Origin of the sequence: Steroidobacter agaridevorans, assembly GCF_009932555.1 — a bacterium.
Taxonomy (GTDB): domain Bacteria; phylum Pseudomonadota; class Gammaproteobacteria; order Steroidobacterales; family Steroidobacteraceae; genus Steroidobacter; species Steroidobacter agaridevorans.
Window position 1 is genome coordinate 356099 of sequence record NZ_BLJO01000008.1, and the last position, 14946, is coordinate 371044.

Sequence of the window (14946 nt, forward strand, 5' to 3'; positions counted from 1 at the left end):
ACCCGCCAGACTCGGGGATCGAATGAAGAGCGAAACGGACAACGACAACACCACGGTCGCGAAGACCATCGCCGACCAGACGTATCAGCATATTCGCCGGGATATCATTTCCGGCGCGCTGCCGCCTGGCACCAAGCTCGCGATGGAAATGCTGACCAAGCGCTACGACGTGGGCTTGAGCCCGCTGCGCGAAGCGCTGGTGAAATTGACCGGCGACGCGCTGGCGGTGGCCGAGGGCCAGCGCGGCTTCTGGGTGTCGCAGATTTCGCTGGACGAACTGCAGGACACGATGAACACGCGCTTGCTGATCGAAACGCAGGCGCTGTCGCTGGCCATCGAAAAGGGCGGCCCCGAGTGGGAGCGCGCGGTCAATCAGGCTTATGAAGAGCTGTCCTCGCTCGAGGATCATTTGAAGGAAAGCGACGCGGCGACGTTCACGCGCTGGGAAAGCGCCAATCGCCGCTTCCACGAAGCGCTGGTCTCGGCGTGCGGCTCGAAGTGGCTGATCCGTCTGCGCAGCATGCTCCACTATCACTCCGAGCGTTATCGAATGATCTCGCTCGCCGAGGCAAGCGTGGAGCGCGACGTGCACGATGAGCACGAGGCCATCGTCGAGGCCGTGCTCGGTCGCAAGACGCTGCGCGCCTGCCGCTTGACCGAGCTGCACTTGCAACGAACCACCGACGTCGTGCGTGCCGCCCTCGAGCGTCGTGACGAAGAGCTGCTGAGCAAGCATAAGAAGCGCAGTCGCGCCGGCAAATCCCGCTCGTAACTATTTCGAAATATGGCGCAGAGCGGCCGTTTCAGCAACGACCGCTTCGGTCCTTTTCTGCGTCGTTCACTCAGGGAAACCAGCAAAACTGCGAGAGTGAGACGTCGAAATTGTGATCGACGTCCAACATTTCGCCTTGCAGATTGTCGTTTATTTCGAAAATCCATTGACGGGTGTCGATTCCCTTAACTATCGTCCGGGCCCGCTCGCCACCAGGTCGGGCGCAGATGAAGTTCAGGGAGTCGATTCGCCTCATGTTCAAGCAACGCACCTTCGGCCCGCTGTCGCGAGCCGCCGCAGCCTCCTTCGCAACGCTGATTGCCGCGCCGGTCCTGGCCCAGGACGTGGGACAGGGCACGATCGAAGCGCTCGAGGAAATCGTCGTCACCGGTACAAACATTCGTGGCGCCGCGCCGATCGGCAATGCGATCCAGACCGTGGGCGCGGAAGAGATCGCCGCGAGCGGCAAGGCTACTGTCGCCGAGCTGCTGCGTGCTTTGCCGACCAACTTCGCCGGCGGCGTGGCTCAGGCCGATAACAATCGCGGCGGTCAGGACGGAACGTCCGCCGGCGCGAATCTCACCGGTGGCTCGGGTGTGAACCTGCGCGGTCTCGGCGCGCTGTCGACGCTCGTGCTGGTCGACGGCCGTCGTGTCGCAACGTCCGGTCAGTTCGGCGATTTCGTCGACGTAGCAAACATTCCTGCCGCCGCCATCGATCGTATCGAGATCCTGCAGGACGGCGCATCGGCCGTGTACGGCTCGGACGCGGTCGGCGGCGTCGTCAACTTCATTCTCAAGCGCAACTTCGAAGGCGTGCAGACGACTGCGCGCTACGGCACGCTCACCGAAGGCGGCGGCGATGAGTTCCAGGCCAGCATCGTTGGCGGCACCAGCTGGAGCAGCGGCCGCGCCGTGATCGGTTACGAATTCAACGATCGTGCGCGCGTGACTGCCGCGGATCGCGACATCGATGGCAACTACGCCGATGAAGGCGGTGTGAACTGGCAGAACTACACGTCGCGCGTCGGCGGCGCCGCCAACCTGTTCGGCCCCGGCGCGTTCAGTTACATTTCTCCGGTGCTCTACACCGTGCCGCAAGGCTCGGGCTCCGGCTTGACGGCCGCGCAGCTCGCGCCGGCCACCGGCGGTGTCGGCAACACGTCCAATCCGTGGGCGGGTTGGGACATCCTGCCGGAAATGCAGCGTCACAGCCTGTTCGTCACGTTCGATCAGGACATCGCCAGCGGCATCACCACGAACGGCAGCCTGCGTTACACCCGCCGCGAAGGCAACTATCACACCGGCTATGTGGATCTGCTCGGCAGCGTGCCGGCCACCAATCCGAATTTCATTGCCGGCGTCACCAACAACTTCAGCGTGCTGGTCGATGACTTCATCACTCAGCGCGACACGACGGTCGACAGCTTCGGCGGCGATCTCGGCGTGACCTTCGATATCGGCGGCGATTGGAAGCTGGATGTCCACGGCTCGTACAGCCGCGAAAATCAGAAGCGCGAATCGCAGCTCGAGCGCGACGCCAACATCGACGACTTCCTCGCCGGACCGGGCGGCGGTCAGGTATCCGCGCCGAACTCGGTGGTCTGCTCGTTGATGGGCTTGAACTCGAGCAACATCGGTGCGATCGCGGCGCCGACGGCCCAGCAGGCGTTCTGCGCGGGTCTGAACTATGAAACATTCAACCCGTACTCCACCGATCCGCTCTCGGCGCAGGTGCTGAGCCAGCTGGTCGGCTATGAGAATCTGGAGTTCGATTCGTGGGTGCGGCAGGGCTCGGTCAAGGCCGACGGCACGGTCGTCGATCTGCCGGGCGGTCCGCTGAAGCTCGCGATCGGTGTCGACTATCGCACCGAGCACATCGATGGCGAGCTCGACTTCAACTATCGGAGCATCGATCCGGTGCGGCTGCCGTACGGCGCCACCGAGCGCGATGTGAAATCCGCGTTCGCCGAATTCGCGGTGCCGATCTTCGGCGACGCCAATTCGCTGCCCGGTCTGCGTGCGTTGGATCTGTCGCTGGCCGTGCGTCACGAAGACTCGCAGGGTCTGGGCGATTTCACTTCCACCGATCCGAAGTTCGGCCTGCGCTACAAGCCCATCGAGAGCTTGAACATCCACGGCAGCTACGGCTCGAGCTTCCATGCGCCGCCGATGCGCTTTGCTTACGACGGTCCGCAGCCGGTGCCGGGCGGCAACGCAATTCTGTACAACAGCGCGTACACCGCGCCTTGCACCACCGGCATGGTCGAGCTCAACCCGGCGAACTCGCAGGGCATCTGCACGCTCAACACGCTCGTGGTGTCGGGCGGCGCGGGCCCGGTGCTGAAGCCGGAGGAAGCGGACACGTGGACCGTCGGCTTCGAGTTCCTGCCGGAGAGCGTGCCGGGTCTGTTGTTGAGCGCGAACTATTTCAACTTGCAGATCGACAACCGTCTGGTGCGCATCACCGCGGGTCAGCTGAGCGGCATCCTCGCGAACTACTTCGCGACTGGCAGCAGTCCGTACGCGGGCAACATCACGTTCTTCCCTGACGACGCGATGGTGCAGTCGCTGTACGACGATCCGCGCTTCGTCGGCCTGGTGGGCCCGGGCATGACGTTGCAGCCGAACCAGATCGGTGCGGTGATCTACGCGACCCAGACCAATCTGGCGAGCTTGAAGATGGACGGTCTGGACCTGGGCGCGAGCTACGGCTTCGATACCGGCATCGGTGAGTTCGAAGTGTTCGCGAACGGCACGCTGTTGCTCTCGTATGAGCTGCAGAGCACGCCGGGCGCACGCTACGAAGACAAGCTCGGCAAGTACGAGGTGATGGGCAATCCGGTGAAGCTCAAGAGCAAGCAGGGTCTGTCGTACCGTCGCGGCTCGTTCGGTGCGATCGCAACGGTCAACTACACGGACAGCTACGAGTGCGTGAGCGGTTGTTACGTGCCGAATGCCGTCGGCGCGCCGGTGCTGAACACGACGCCGGTGAAGATCGATGAGTGGATCACGCTGGATCTGCAGTTCAACTACAGCTTCGACCAGGCGTCCGGTTTCCTCAACGGCACCAGCCTGGGCCTGAGTGTGTTGAACGCGACCAACGAAGAGCCGCCCTTCATCGACACGGGTCGTCTCGTGTCCGGCAATGCGCCGGAGCCTTACGATGCTGCCAACGCCATCATCAGCAATCGCGCTGTTGCGTTGACGGTGACGAAGAGCTTCTAAGCGGAAGTGAAGCAGGCGGCCCGGGCTATGCGTCCGGGCCGCCTTTTTTATTTACCGACGCAGCAGCAATCTCAAGACCAGCAGCGCTGCGCACGCAATCACTGCCGGCAGCGCGCTCAGAAGAAACAGCTTCTCCGTCGTCACCATTGCCGCCATCAGCAGGCCGCCAACCACCGGTCCAATGACCGAGCCGATGCGACCGACGGCGAGCGCGGTACCCAAGCCTGTTGCGCGCGCTTGTGTCGGATAGATGCTGGCTGTCAGTGCATTCATCGCTGTCTGGCCGCCGATCGTGAAGAAGCCGGCGACGAACACGCAGGTCATCAAGATCACGACGTGAGAGTCGACTTGCCCGATCAGGGCCGTGCTCACGCCAGCAACTACATAGCCAGCGCACAGCACCGCGGCCGCATCGAGCCGATCGATCAATCGGCCGAGCACGATGCCGCCGATGGCGCCGCCGAGATTCAGGAACACCGACGCGGTGAGCGCCGAGGTGATGCTCGCGCCCGCCTGCTTGAGCGCCAGCGGCAGCCAGCTCATGAGGAAATAAATCATCAGCAGGCTCATGAAGAACGCAACCCACAGCAGCAGCGTCTTCATCGCGCGGCCATCGCGGAACAGATGCAGCATGCTGAAGCCTTCGAGCTTCTGCTCCTTCAATACATAACGCTCGCTGGCGCTGCGCTCGCGCTCGGGCACCAGCCGATCGAGCAGGGCGCCGATCTCCTGCTGCGGCCGGCCGGCGGCGACGAGGAATTGCACCGACTCGGGCAAACGCAACGCCAGCACGACGAGCAGCGCCAAGGGAATCACGCCGCCCAGGATGAACACCGACTGCCAGCCGAACGCGGGAATGATCACGCTGCTGATCAGCGCACCGATGGCGGCGCCGAGCGGAAAGCCTGCAAACATCACGGTGATGGCGGTGGCTCGCAGGCGTTGTGGGGAAAACTCCGCGGTCAGCGCGATGATGTTCGGTGTCGCGCCACCGAGGCCGATGCCGGTGAGAAATCTCAACAACAACAGCATTTGCAAACTCGTGGCGGCCGCGGTGGCGAACGTCAGGAGCGCGAACATCAACGTGCAGCCGAGAATGACTATGCGACGGCCGTAACGATCCGCGAGCGGACCGGCGATGAACTGGCCGCACAGAATGCCGACCAGGCCGGCGCCGAAGATCGGGCCGAAGTCGCCGGGCGCGACCTGCCACACTTCGGCTAGCACCGGCGCCACCAGGAACACCGACTGAGTATCGAAGCCGTCGAGCATGGCCACCAGGCCGCACAAGACGACGCTGAAGATTTGAAAGCGCCCGAGCGGCGCGGAATCGATGACGGCAGTGACATCGACGGTGCGCCCGACATCCTTGATCTGATCGGCGTTCTGAACGGCGGCATTCACCCGTCGGTCCCCCTCGAGCTCACTTAATAAGAGTGCGGCGACCCGCGGTGCGTGGCGAGTCGGTAAAAATTCGATAATCAGACGATCTCATCCGCAGTTTAAGGTGTCAACTGGGCCATTGATCATTGAAATATCGAAATTCTCCGGTACCATCCAGACTCCCATTCCTGGAACAGAGTACCCATGGCAGCCTCGATTCCGAGCCTGACGCATTTCATCAACGGCGTTGCTGTCGGCGCCGGCCGGGCTTTTGAAAACCGCAATCCGGCCACCAATGCCGTGGTGAGCACCGTCGCCGAGGCGGATGCATCCATCGTCGATCAGGCGGTGCAGGCCGCGCGCAAAGCGTTGAAAGGTCCGTGGGGCAAGATGACCGATGCCGAGCGCGCCGCCATCATGCGCAAAGTCGCGGAAGGCATCACGCGTCGCTTCGATGAATTTGTCAAAGCGGAGATCCTCGACACCGGCAAACCGATCCGCGACGTGAGTCATTTGGATATTCCGCGCGGCGCGGCCAACTTCACCGCGTTCGCCGATCAGATGCTCGCGCATGGGACCGAGCTGTTCCGCAGCCCGACGCCGGATGGCAAGGGCGCTTTGAATTATTCCATTCGCGTGCCGCGCGGCGTGATCGCTGTCGTGTGTCCCTGGAATCTGCCGCTGCTGTTGATGACCTGGAAAGTCGCGCCGGCATTGGCGAGCGGCAACACCGTCGTCGTGAAGCCGTCGGAGGAAACACCGACGACCGCGACGCTGCTTGGCCAGGTGATGAACGAAGCCGGCGTGCCGCCCGGTGTTTATAACGTAGTGCACGGCTTTGGCCCGGACAGCGCGGGCGCGCATCTGGTGAATCATCCGGGCGTGGACGGCATCACTTTTACCGGCGAGACGCGCACCGGCACGGCGATCATGAAATCGGCGGCCGAGGGCGTGCGTCCTGTGTCGCTCGAGCTCGGTGGCAAGAACGCATCGATCGTGTTCGCCGACTGCGATCTGGATGTCGCCATCGAAGCCAGCACGCGCTCGACGTTCTTGAATTGCGGACAAGTGTGCCTGGGCACCGAGCGCATTTATGTGCAGCGGCCGATCTTCGATGAGTTCGTGCAGCGCTTGAAGGCGGCGGCCGAGACCCAGCGCAATGGCGATCCTTTTGAGAAGACAACGACGCTCGGTCCATTGATCAGCCAGGAGCATCGTCGGAAAGTGCTGAGCTATTACGAGCGTGCTCGCAGCTCGGGCGCGACGTTGATCACGGGTGGTGGCGTTCCCGACATGCCCGGCGCATTTGCCGAGGGTGCGTGGGTGCAGCCGACGATCTGGACGGGCCTGCCCGAATCGCACCCGGTGCTGCGCGAGGAAATTTTCGGACCCTGCTGTCACATCGCGCCCTTCGATAGCGAGGAGGAGGCGATCGCGCTGGCGAACGACACTCCCTACGGCCTCGCGGGCTCCGTGTTCACGCGCGACTTGTCGCGGGCCCATCGGGTTGCGGCCCAGATCGAAGTCGGTATCTTGTGGATCAACTCCTGGTTCCTGCGCGATCTGCGCACCGCTTTCGGCGGCGCGAAGCAGTCGGGTATTGGCCGCGAGGGCGGAGTGCATGGTCTCGAGTTCTATTCGGAGCTGCGGAATGTCTGCGTCAAACTCTGAAGCCGTCGCCGCAGCTCACGCGGCATTGAGCCAGGCGGCAAAGACTCGCACGCCTTGCGATCCGATTCGCTCGCTCATCGAGCCGCTCGGGGTCGCGGGCGCTTATGAAGTGCAGTCGCGCCTCACGGCTGACGCGTTGGCTGCAGGCCGTCGCATCATCGGTGCGAAGATCGGGCTCACCTCGCTGGCCGTGCAAAAGCAGCTTGGGGTCGATCAGCCCGACTTCGGCATGTTGTTCGATGACATGGAGTACGGCGACGATGCGCTCGTGCCGATCTCGCGTTTGATTCAGCCGAAGGTGGAAGCGGAGATCGCGTTCGTGCTGGAGAAAGATCTCGATGCCGAGCGCCCGACGCTTGCGCAGGTCGCGAGTGCGATTGCTTACGCGTTGCCGGCAATTGAAATCGTGGACAGCCGGGTGCGCGATTGGAAGATCTCTCTTTATGACACCATCGCCGACAACGCATCGTCCGGGCTGTTCGTGCTCGGCGGCACGCCGCGCAAGATCGACAAGCTCGATCTGAAGATGTGCGGCGCGCGATTGGACAATCGTGGCGAGGCGGTATCGACGGGCTGTGGCGCGGCCTGTTTGGGCAATCCGTTGAACGCGGTCGTCTGGCTCGCGAGGACGATGTCGAAGGTCGGTCAGCCCTTGCGCGCCGGCACGACGATTCTGTCGGGCGCGCTCGGACCCATGGTTACGGTCAAGCCGGGCGAAGTGTACGAGGCCCGCATCAGTGGCCTCGGTCGCGTCGCGGCCGCTTTCACGCAGGAGTAGCGATGAGCAAGGCGAAGGTAGCCATCATCGGCTCGGGCAACATCGGCACCGATTTGATGATCAAGGTGATGCGCACGTCGCGTCACCTGGAAATGGCGGCGCTGGTGGGCGTGGATCCGAGCTCCGAAGGCCTGGCCCGTGCGCGCCGGCTCGGTGTGTTTGCGACTGACAAGGGCCTCGAGGGCTTGCGTCGCGAATCGTTGTATCAGGACATCGACATCGTGCTCGATGCAACTTCGGCCAAAGCGCATGGGCAGCACGCGGCGATCTTGAAACAAGACGGCAAACGCGCCATCGATCTCACGCCCGCGGCCGTCGGCCCTTACGTCGTTCCGAGCGTGAACCTCGATGAGCATTTGCAGGCACACAATGTGAACATGGTGACTTGCGGCGGGCAGGCGACGATTCCCATCGTGGCGGCCGTGCGCAAAGTGGCAGCGGTGCCCTATGCGGAGATCGTTGCGTCCATTGCCTCGAAGTCCGCTGGGCCCGGTACCCGAGCGAATATCGATGAGTTCACGGTGACTACGTCGCGGGCCATCGAAGGCGTCGGCGGCGCGGGCTCAGGGAAGGCCATCATCGTGCTGAATCCCGCCGAGCCGCCGCTGATCATGCGCGACACGGTTTATTGCCTGGCGCAGACGGACGACGATCGCGCGATTTCAGCCTCAGTGACTACGATGGTGGCGGCGGTCAATCGTTACGTTCCTGGCTATCGGCTCAAACAGGCCGTGCAGTTCGAGCGCCTCACCGAGAAAGACGGCGTGCGCCTTCGCAAGGGCGACGCGCCGCTGACCGGCTTGAAGGTCGCTGTGTATCTCGAAGTCGAAGGCGCCGCGCATTACCTGCCGGCCTACGCGGGCAATCTCGACATCATGACGTCGGCGGCGATGACCACGGCCGATCGCATCGTCGAGACTCAATTACAGAGGGCCGCTTGATGACGCAGCTCTATATCCAAGACGTGACGTTGCGCGATGGCATGCATGCCATCCGTCATCAGTACGGTCTCGAGCACGTCATCGCGATTGCGCGTGCGCTGGACGAGGCGAACGTCGCTGCGATCGAAGTGGCGCATGGCGACGGGCTCGCGGGGTCGAGCTTCAACTATGGTTTCGGTCGACACACCGATCTGGAGTGGATCGAAGCCGTGGCCGCGACGGTCAAGCAAGCGAAGCTGACGACGCTGCTGTTGCCTGGCATCGGCACCATCGAAGATCTGCACGCGGCGGCGAAGGTTGGTGTGCGCTCCGTGCGGATCGCGACTCATTGCACCGAGGCCGATATCTCTCGTCAACACATCGAAGAAGCCCGGAACATGGGTTTGGATGTGTGCGGCTTCCTGATGATGTCGCACATGAGTCCGCCGGATCGGCTGGCCGCGCAGGCGAAGTTGATGGAAAGCTACGGTGCGCATTGCGTATATGTCGTGGACTCAGGCGGTGCGCTGACGATGCGCGATACGGAACAACGCGTGCGCGCGTTGCGCCAGGCGCTGCAGCCGAGCACTCAGATCGGCATTCACGCCCATCACAACTTGTCGCTCGGGGTCGCGAATTCCATCGTTGCCGTCGAGAACGGGGTGACGCGAGTGGATGCGTCGCTTGCCGGCATGGGCGCGGGTGCGGGCAATGCGCCGTTGGAAGTGTTCATTGCAGCTGCCGATCGCATGGGCTTCGAGCACGGCTGCGATTTGTTCAAGCTGATGGATGCCGCGGAAGAGTTGGTGCGTCCGTTGCAGGACCGTCCGGTGCGCGTCGATCGAGAGACGCTGTCGCTGGGCTATGCCGGTGTCTATTCCAGCTTCTTGCGGCACGCGGAGAAGGCTGCACGGGACTACGGTGTCGACGTGCGTGAGATTCTGATGGAGCTCGGTCGACGACGGATGGTGGGTGGGCAGGAAGATATGATCGTTGACATTGCGCTCGACTTGAAGTCGCGCCTGCAGGCCAAAGAGGTCGCCGCATGACTGTAGATATTCTCCGTCTCGCGACGTTGCTGGACGATGCGGCTCGCAATGCCACCGCGGTGGCGCAAATTTCCGCCACGGAAACTTTGACGCTGGAAGAGGCTTACGAAGTCCAGAGACAGAGCATCGAGCGACGCCTGGCGCGCGGCGAGCGCCGCATTGGCATGAAGATGGGCTTCACCAGCCGCGCCAAGATGGAACAGATGGGCGTGAACGATCTCATCTGGGGCCGCCTGACGCATGCGATGATTGCCGAGGACGGCGGCACGATCAGCAGGAAACGTTTCGTGCATCCGCGCGTCGAGCCGGAGGTGGCGTTTCTGTTGCGCAAGCCGCTGTCGGGCATCGTGACGGCGGTGCAGGCGATGGATGCGGTCGAGGCGGTGGCGCCGGCGCTCGAGATCATCGATTCGCGATATCAGAATTTCCGCTTCTCGCTGACCGATGTGGTGGCGGATAACAGCTCCTCGTCGGCGCTTACGATCGGCCCGTGGAATTCGCCGCATCAGCCGCTCGACAATCTCGGCATGACGGTGATGGTGAACGGTCGCGCGCAGTCGTTCGGTTCGACGGCGGCGATCCTGGGCGATCCGGTGCGTTCGCTCGTGGCGGCGGCGCGATTGGTGGCGATGAGTGGGGAAGTGCTGGAAGCAGGCCACATCGTCATGGCCGGCGGTGCGACGGCGGCGTTCGAGCTGCATGTCGGCATGCACGTCCAGTTGGAAGTCGAGCGTCTGGGCCGGACATCGTTTATGGTTGCGGAATAACTTTGTTTCTCGAGACACCATGCCCATCATTCAAGTAAACATCCTGGCGGGGCGCTCGCCGGAGCTCAAAGCGGAGCTGGCGGCGAAGATCACGGAAGTGGTCAGTCAGACGTTGCAGGCCAAGCCGGAGACGATTCGGGTGCTGCTGCAGGAATACGCGGACGGCGAATGGTTCGTGGCCGGCAAGGCGATGCCGGTGGTGAAGCCGCCCGGCTCATGAGCGAGGTCCGCAACATCGATCGTTTGATCCGCACGGCCGGGCGGGCGTTGGCTCGTCACGGGCTGTTGCATGCTTACGGTCACTGCAGTGTGCGTACGTCGGCGGCGACGTTTCGGGTGTCGCCGTCGAAGCCGTTGGGGCTGGTGCGAGACGATGACGCTTGTCATGAAGTATCGCTCGATGGACCGCTGCCGGACGGTGTGCTTGGCGAGGTGCGGGCGCATCGCGAGATCTATCGCCTGCGGCCGGATGTGAACGCCATCGTTCGCTGCATGCCTCCAAAGGTGATGAGCCTCGGAGCGATGCGTCGCGTGCCGAGACCGAGGCATGGCTTTGGAAGTTATTTCTATCCCGCGCCGGTGCTGTGGGATGACCCGCAGTTGTTACGTGACGACGAACAGGCCCGGAAGTTTGCTGTCGCGTTAGGCCAGCAGCGGGCAATTCTCATGCGAGGTAACGGCGCCGTTATCGTCGGCGAGGCCCTCGAAGCCGCGGTCGTGCTCACTTGGTATCTGGAAGACGCCGCTCGCGTCGAGTTGGATTGCCTGGCGGCCGGTCTGGCCGACGAAGGCTTGCTGACCGAGCAGGACGCGAAACAACGCGCAACCTGGTCGGGTCGCATTCTCGAGCGGATGTGGGATTACCTGACCGCGGAGTAGACCGCATTCGGCGTCTCCCAAGACTATGCGAATACTATGCCCATCGCGTGCCTGGGACAACTTCCGGGGCAGCGGCCTGGAATAACCGTGCGTTTATGCGGCGCCAACGCTTTCGGCGTTGCTTTGTTGGATTAGGATGCTGTCAATCACAACAAAGCGCGACGAGGGATCATGTTGTATTTCCTTGCTCTGCTGATTGGCATCGTCGCCGGGCTACGCGCCATGACCGCGCCGGCGGCCATAGCGTTCGCGGCTCATTACGGGCTGCTGAGTTTAAGCGGCACCTGGCTCGCATTCCTGGGGTATCGCTGGACACCTTGGATTCTGCTCCTCCTGGCAATAGGTGAATTGGTCACCGACCAGCTCCCCACGACACCGAGTCGCAAAGTGCCAGTGCAGTTCGGGACGCGTATTCTGATGGGCGTCATCACCGGCGGCGCCATCGGAGTGGCCGCAGGGTCGCTGTGGGTTGGAGCGATCGTCGGCGCGATCGGCGCGGTCATCGGAACACTCGGTGGCAGCGCTGCGAGAGCCAGGATGGCCGCGGCGTTTGGGAAGGATCGGCCGGCGGCGTTGATAGAAGACGTAGTTGCGATTGCCGCGGCGGTGCTCATAGTGTTGGCTTTGCCATGACACAGAACTTCGACGCCATCATCATCGGCGCGGGCCAGGCGGGGCCGTTCCTGGCGGCGCGCTTGGCGCAGGCGGGAAAGAAAGTCGCAATCGTCGAGCGCAAACTGTTCGGTGGCACGTGTGTGAACACGGGCTGCATGCCGACCAAAACCATGGTCGCCAGCGCCTACGCAGCCCACCTCGCGAGGCGCGCAGCGGAATACGGTGTCGAGACGAACGCGCCCGTCAGCGTCGATATGAAGCGCGTGCAAGCGCGCGCCGCGAAGGTAACGCTCGACGCACGTTCGGGTCTGGAGAGTTGGCTGAAATCCATGGCCGGCTGCACCGTGATCGAAGGCCAGGCGCGTTTCGAAGCGGCGAACACAGTTCGAGTCGGCGAGCAGTTCCTCACCGCCCCGAACATTTTCATCAACGTCGGCGGTCGCGCGAATGTGCCGAACATGCCGGGCGTGAACACCGTTCCGTTTCTCACCAACACCACGATGTTGCAGGTGGACTTCGTCCCCAGGCATCTGGTCGTGGTGGGCGGAAGTTATATCGGTCTCGAGTTCGCGCAGATGTTCCGGCGCTTCGGCTCGAAGGTGACCATCGTCGAACAAAGCGAGCGGCTGATCGGTCGTGAAGACGAAGATGTGTCGCTTGCGATTGCTGAGATCCTGAAGAACGAAGACATCGCACTTCGCACCCACGCCGAATGCATCAGCCTCGCGCCGCACGCCGAGGGCGTCGAAGTTCATGTGAGTTGCACACAGGGCACACCGACCGTCGTCGGCAGCCACGTGCTACTCGCGGTCGGTCGCCTGCCGAACACCCATGATCTCGGCCTCGACCGTGCTGGCATCGCGGTCGATGCGCGCGGCTACATCAAAGTGGACGATCATCTGCAGACCAACGTGCCGGGTGTGTTCGCGCTCGGCGATTGCAACGGTCGCGGCGCGTTCACGCATACGTCGTACAACGACTTCGAGATCGTTGCGGCGAATCTGCTCGATGGCGCGGACCGACGCGTCAGCCAGCGCATTCCCGCTTACGCGCTATACATCGATCCACCGTTGGGCCGCGTCGGCATGACGGAAACGCAAGCGCGCGCGAGCGGCAAAAAGTTGCTGATCGGCACGCGGCCCATGACCAAAGTGGGCCGGGCCGTCGAGAAGGGCGAAACGCAAGGGTTCATGAAAATCATCGCCGATGCCGAATCCAAGCGCATCCTCGGCGCATCGATCCTGGGCGTCGGCGGCGACGAAGCGATTCACGGCATCATCGATGTGATGAATGCAGACGTGCCGTACACGAAGCAGCAGTGGGCGGTGCCCATTCATCCGACCGTGTCGGAGCTGATTCCCACCGTGCTGGGAGACATGCAGCCAGTGACATAACCCCCGCAAGGGAGGTGTGTCCGGCGCACCAATGGCGTCCCTGATGGCACGTCCCGAGGGTTCGCGCCTGTGCTTCAATGCCGGCAGTGTTAAATGCCCGGAGCTGCATCCCGATGCGAACGTTGCGCCAATCCATGACGGCCCTGCTGCTGGCCGCTGTCACCGTCACTTCCGGATCGGCGCTCGCCGGTTCGCAGGACTCGCTGCAGCCGGTGGTCAATGCGGGCGACAAGAAGCTCCAGTTCGATTGGCCCATGCTCGAGATCGGCACCGCCGAATATGCGGAAGGCCCGACCGGCGTCACGGTGTTTCGTTTCGCGCGTCGCGCGTTGGGAGCGGTCGATGTTCGCGGTGGCGGGCCCGGCACGGTGAACACCGACTATCTGCGTCTCGGCTACAACGCGCCCGAAGTGGACACGGTCGTGTTCTCCGGCGGCTCCTGGTATGGCCTCGAGTCGACCACCGCCGCGGCGACGGCGTTGAAGGACGACGGTGAGCGCAGCGGCAACTGGGACAATATTTCTTTGTCGGTGGGCGCGATCATTTATGACTTCGGCGATCGTCGCTTGAACGAGATCTATCCGGACAAGCGACTGGCGCAAGCAGCGCTGCGAGGCGCGCAGCCCGGTGTGTTTCCTCTGGGCGCTCAAGGCGCCGGACGGTCGGCGCGCACCGGTCAGTTCTTCGGTTGCAACGTCCACTCCGGTCAGGGCGGTGCATTCCGTCAGGTCGGCCCGGTGAAGATCGCCGCGTTCACGGTCGTGAATGCGTTCGGCGTGGTGACGGATCGCGACGGCAAGGTGGTCGCGTGCAATCCCGGTGCGAACTGGCCGCAGCCGTTGCGTCCCACTGATCTGCTCGCCGGCATGCCAGACAGTCGCAAGCCCGGCTGGCAGCCCCCGAAAGAAGCCGCCCGCAACACCACGGTCAGCCTGGTCGTCGTGAACCAGACGTTGGAGCCGGCACTGCTTCAGCGAATCGCTGTGCAGGTCCACACCTCGATGGCGCGCGGACTGCAGCCGTTCGCGACCGAGTACGACGGCGACGTGCTCTACGCAATCTCCACAGGGGAAGTTGATGACAAGACACCGGGTGCGCTCACGTCCGTGGATCTCGGCGTCATTGCCAGCGAAGTGATGTGGGACGCCATCCTCTCGTCGGTGCCCGAGCAGCCCAAGGCGTTCCAGCCGAACAAGCGGCTCAAAGTCGCGGCCGCCGATCTGCAGAAGTACGCAGGCGAGTACAAGTTCAGCGACATCGTCAGCGTGAAAGTCTCCGCCGAGGACGGCAAGCTCGTGGCGCAAGCAACAGGTGCGCGCGATGCATTCGCCATCAAGAAGGCTGCGGCCGTGGAATTGCAGCCGGTCGCACCGGGCGACTTCACGGTGCCGGGCCGTTATCCGCTCAACGTGCGCTTTGCCGACGGCAAATTGATCCTGAATCCAGGCCACTGGCAGCAGATCGGCGTCAAGTAATCCGGACGCACCAGGG

The 14946-nt window shown here is 63.0% G+C and carries 13 protein-coding genes; 12 read left to right on the forward strand and 1 reads right to left on the reverse strand.

The window, feature by feature from the left end; translation table 11 throughout:
- The first annotated feature begins 22 nt into the window (after positions 1 to 22).
- Positions 23 to 772: a GntR family transcriptional regulator gene (locus tag GYH35_RS27335; protein ID WP_161813388.1), complete on the forward strand. Its 750-nt coding sequence runs from the start codon at positions 23 to 25 to the stop codon at positions 770 to 772.
- Positions 773 to 1026: 254 nt separating this feature from the next.
- Positions 1027 to 3999, forward strand: coding sequence for a TonB-dependent receptor plug domain-containing protein (locus GYH35_RS27340; protein ID WP_161830066.1), 2973 nt, complete (start codon positions 1027 to 1029; stop codon positions 3997 to 3999).
- Positions 4000 to 4050: 51 nt separating this feature from the next.
- Here GYH35_RS27340 and GYH35_RS27345 read toward each other — a convergent pair whose 3' ends face one another.
- Positions 4051 to 5403 (reverse strand): MFS transporter, encoded by a 1353-nt coding sequence (locus GYH35_RS27345; protein WP_202624757.1) that lies wholly within the window; start codon positions 5401 to 5403, stop codon positions 4051 to 4053.
- Between the two features lie 195 nt (positions 5404 to 5598).
- Here GYH35_RS27345 and GYH35_RS27350 point away from each other — a divergent pair, with 195 nt between their 5' ends.
- The 10 genes from GYH35_RS27350 (at position 5599) to GYH35_RS27395 (ending at position 14930) form a co-directional block, all read left to right on the forward strand.
- Positions 5599 to 7053, forward strand: coding sequence for a 2-hydroxymuconic semialdehyde dehydrogenase (locus GYH35_RS27350; RefSeq protein ID WP_161813566.1), 1455 nt, complete (start codon positions 5599 to 5601; stop codon positions 7051 to 7053).
- Positions 7034 to 7831 carry a 2-keto-4-pentenoate hydratase gene (locus GYH35_RS27355; protein WP_161813390.1) on the forward strand — a complete coding sequence of 266 codons (798 nt, stop codon included), beginning with the start codon at positions 7034 to 7036 and terminating at the stop codon, positions 7829 to 7831. Before GYH35_RS27350 ends, GYH35_RS27355 begins: the two co-directional genes overlap by 20 nt.
- A 2-nt stretch (positions 7832 to 7833) precedes the next feature.
- Complete coding sequence (locus tag GYH35_RS27360) at positions 7834 to 8772, forward strand: acetaldehyde dehydrogenase (acetylating) (RefSeq protein WP_161830067.1); 939 nt, start codon at positions 7834 to 7836, stop codon at positions 8770 to 8772.
- Positions 8772 to 9800 (forward strand): 4-hydroxy-2-oxovalerate aldolase, encoded by a 1029-nt coding sequence (dmpG, locus tag GYH35_RS27365; RefSeq protein WP_161830068.1) that lies wholly within the window; start codon positions 8772 to 8774, stop codon positions 9798 to 9800. Before GYH35_RS27360 ends, dmpG begins: the two co-directional genes overlap by 1 nt.
- Positions 9797 to 10567 carry a 2-keto-4-pentenoate hydratase gene (locus GYH35_RS27370; protein ID WP_161830069.1) on the forward strand — a complete coding sequence of 257 codons (771 nt, stop codon included), beginning with the start codon at positions 9797 to 9799 and terminating at the stop codon, positions 10565 to 10567. The genes dmpG and GYH35_RS27370 overlap by 4 nt, the downstream gene beginning before the upstream one ends.
- Positions 10568 to 10586: 19 nt before the next feature.
- The gene (locus GYH35_RS27375) at positions 10587 to 10787 is read left to right on the forward strand and encodes a tautomerase family protein (protein WP_161813395.1); all 201 of its coding nucleotides are present in this window, start codon (positions 10587 to 10589) and stop codon (positions 10785 to 10787) included.
- A complete protein-coding gene (locus tag GYH35_RS27380; protein WP_161830070.1) occupies positions 10784 to 11446 on the forward strand; it encodes a class II aldolase/adducin family protein in 663 nt (220 codons plus the stop codon). The genes GYH35_RS27375 and GYH35_RS27380 overlap by 4 nt, the downstream gene beginning before the upstream one ends.
- A 171-nt stretch (positions 11447 to 11617) precedes the next feature.
- On the forward strand, positions 11618 to 12079 hold the full coding sequence (locus GYH35_RS27385) for a DUF4126 domain-containing protein (protein WP_161813398.1): 462 nt from the start codon (positions 11618 to 11620) through the stop codon (positions 12077 to 12079).
- Complete coding sequence (locus GYH35_RS27390) at positions 12076 to 13455, forward strand: FAD-containing oxidoreductase (protein WP_161830071.1); 1380 nt, start codon at positions 12076 to 12078, stop codon at positions 13453 to 13455. The genes GYH35_RS27385 and GYH35_RS27390 overlap by 4 nt, the downstream gene beginning before the upstream one ends.
- 113 nt (positions 13456 to 13568) lie before the next feature.
- The gene (locus tag GYH35_RS27395) at positions 13569 to 14930 is read left to right on the forward strand and encodes a P1 family peptidase (RefSeq protein ID WP_161813402.1); all 1362 of its coding nucleotides are present in this window, start codon (positions 13569 to 13571) and stop codon (positions 14928 to 14930) included.
- Positions 14931 to 14946: the final 16 nt, after the last annotated feature.

Bases quoted from the DNA above. Each gene is read 5' to 3' on its own strand.
- GYH35_RS27335 (WP_161813388.1), top strand. From the start codon at position 23: ATGAAGAGCGAAACGGACAACGACAACACCACGGTCGCGAAGACCATC.
- GYH35_RS27340 (WP_161830066.1), top strand. From the start codon at position 1,027: ATGTTCAAGCAACGCACCTTCGGCCCGCTGTCGCGAGCCGCCGCAGCC.
- GYH35_RS27355 (WP_161813390.1), top strand. From the start codon at position 7,034: ATGTCTGCGTCAAACTCTGAAGCCGTCGCCGCAGCTCACGCGGCATTG.
- GYH35_RS27360 (WP_161830067.1), top strand. From the start codon at position 7,834: ATGAGCAAGGCGAAGGTAGCCATCATCGGCTCGGGCAACATCGGCACC.
- dmpG (WP_161830068.1), top strand. From the start codon at position 8,772: ATGACGCAGCTCTATATCCAAGACGTGACGTTGCGCGATGGCATGCAT.
- GYH35_RS27370 (WP_161830069.1), top strand. From the start codon at position 9,797: ATGACTGTAGATATTCTCCGTCTCGCGACGTTGCTGGACGATGCGGCT.
- GYH35_RS27375 (WP_161813395.1), top strand. From the start codon at position 10,587: ATGCCCATCATTCAAGTAAACATCCTGGCGGGGCGCTCGCCGGAGCTC.
- GYH35_RS27380 (WP_161830070.1), top strand. From the start codon at position 10,784: ATGAGCGAGGTCCGCAACATCGATCGTTTGATCCGCACGGCCGGGCGG.
- GYH35_RS27385 (WP_161813398.1), top strand. From the start codon at position 11,618: ATGTTGTATTTCCTTGCTCTGCTGATTGGCATCGTCGCCGGGCTACGC.
- GYH35_RS27390 (WP_161830071.1), top strand. From the start codon at position 12,076: ATGACACAGAACTTCGACGCCATCATCATCGGCGCGGGCCAGGCGGGG.
- GYH35_RS27395 (WP_161813402.1), top strand. From the start codon at position 13,569: ATGCGAACGTTGCGCCAATCCATGACGGCCCTGCTGCTGGCCGCTGTC.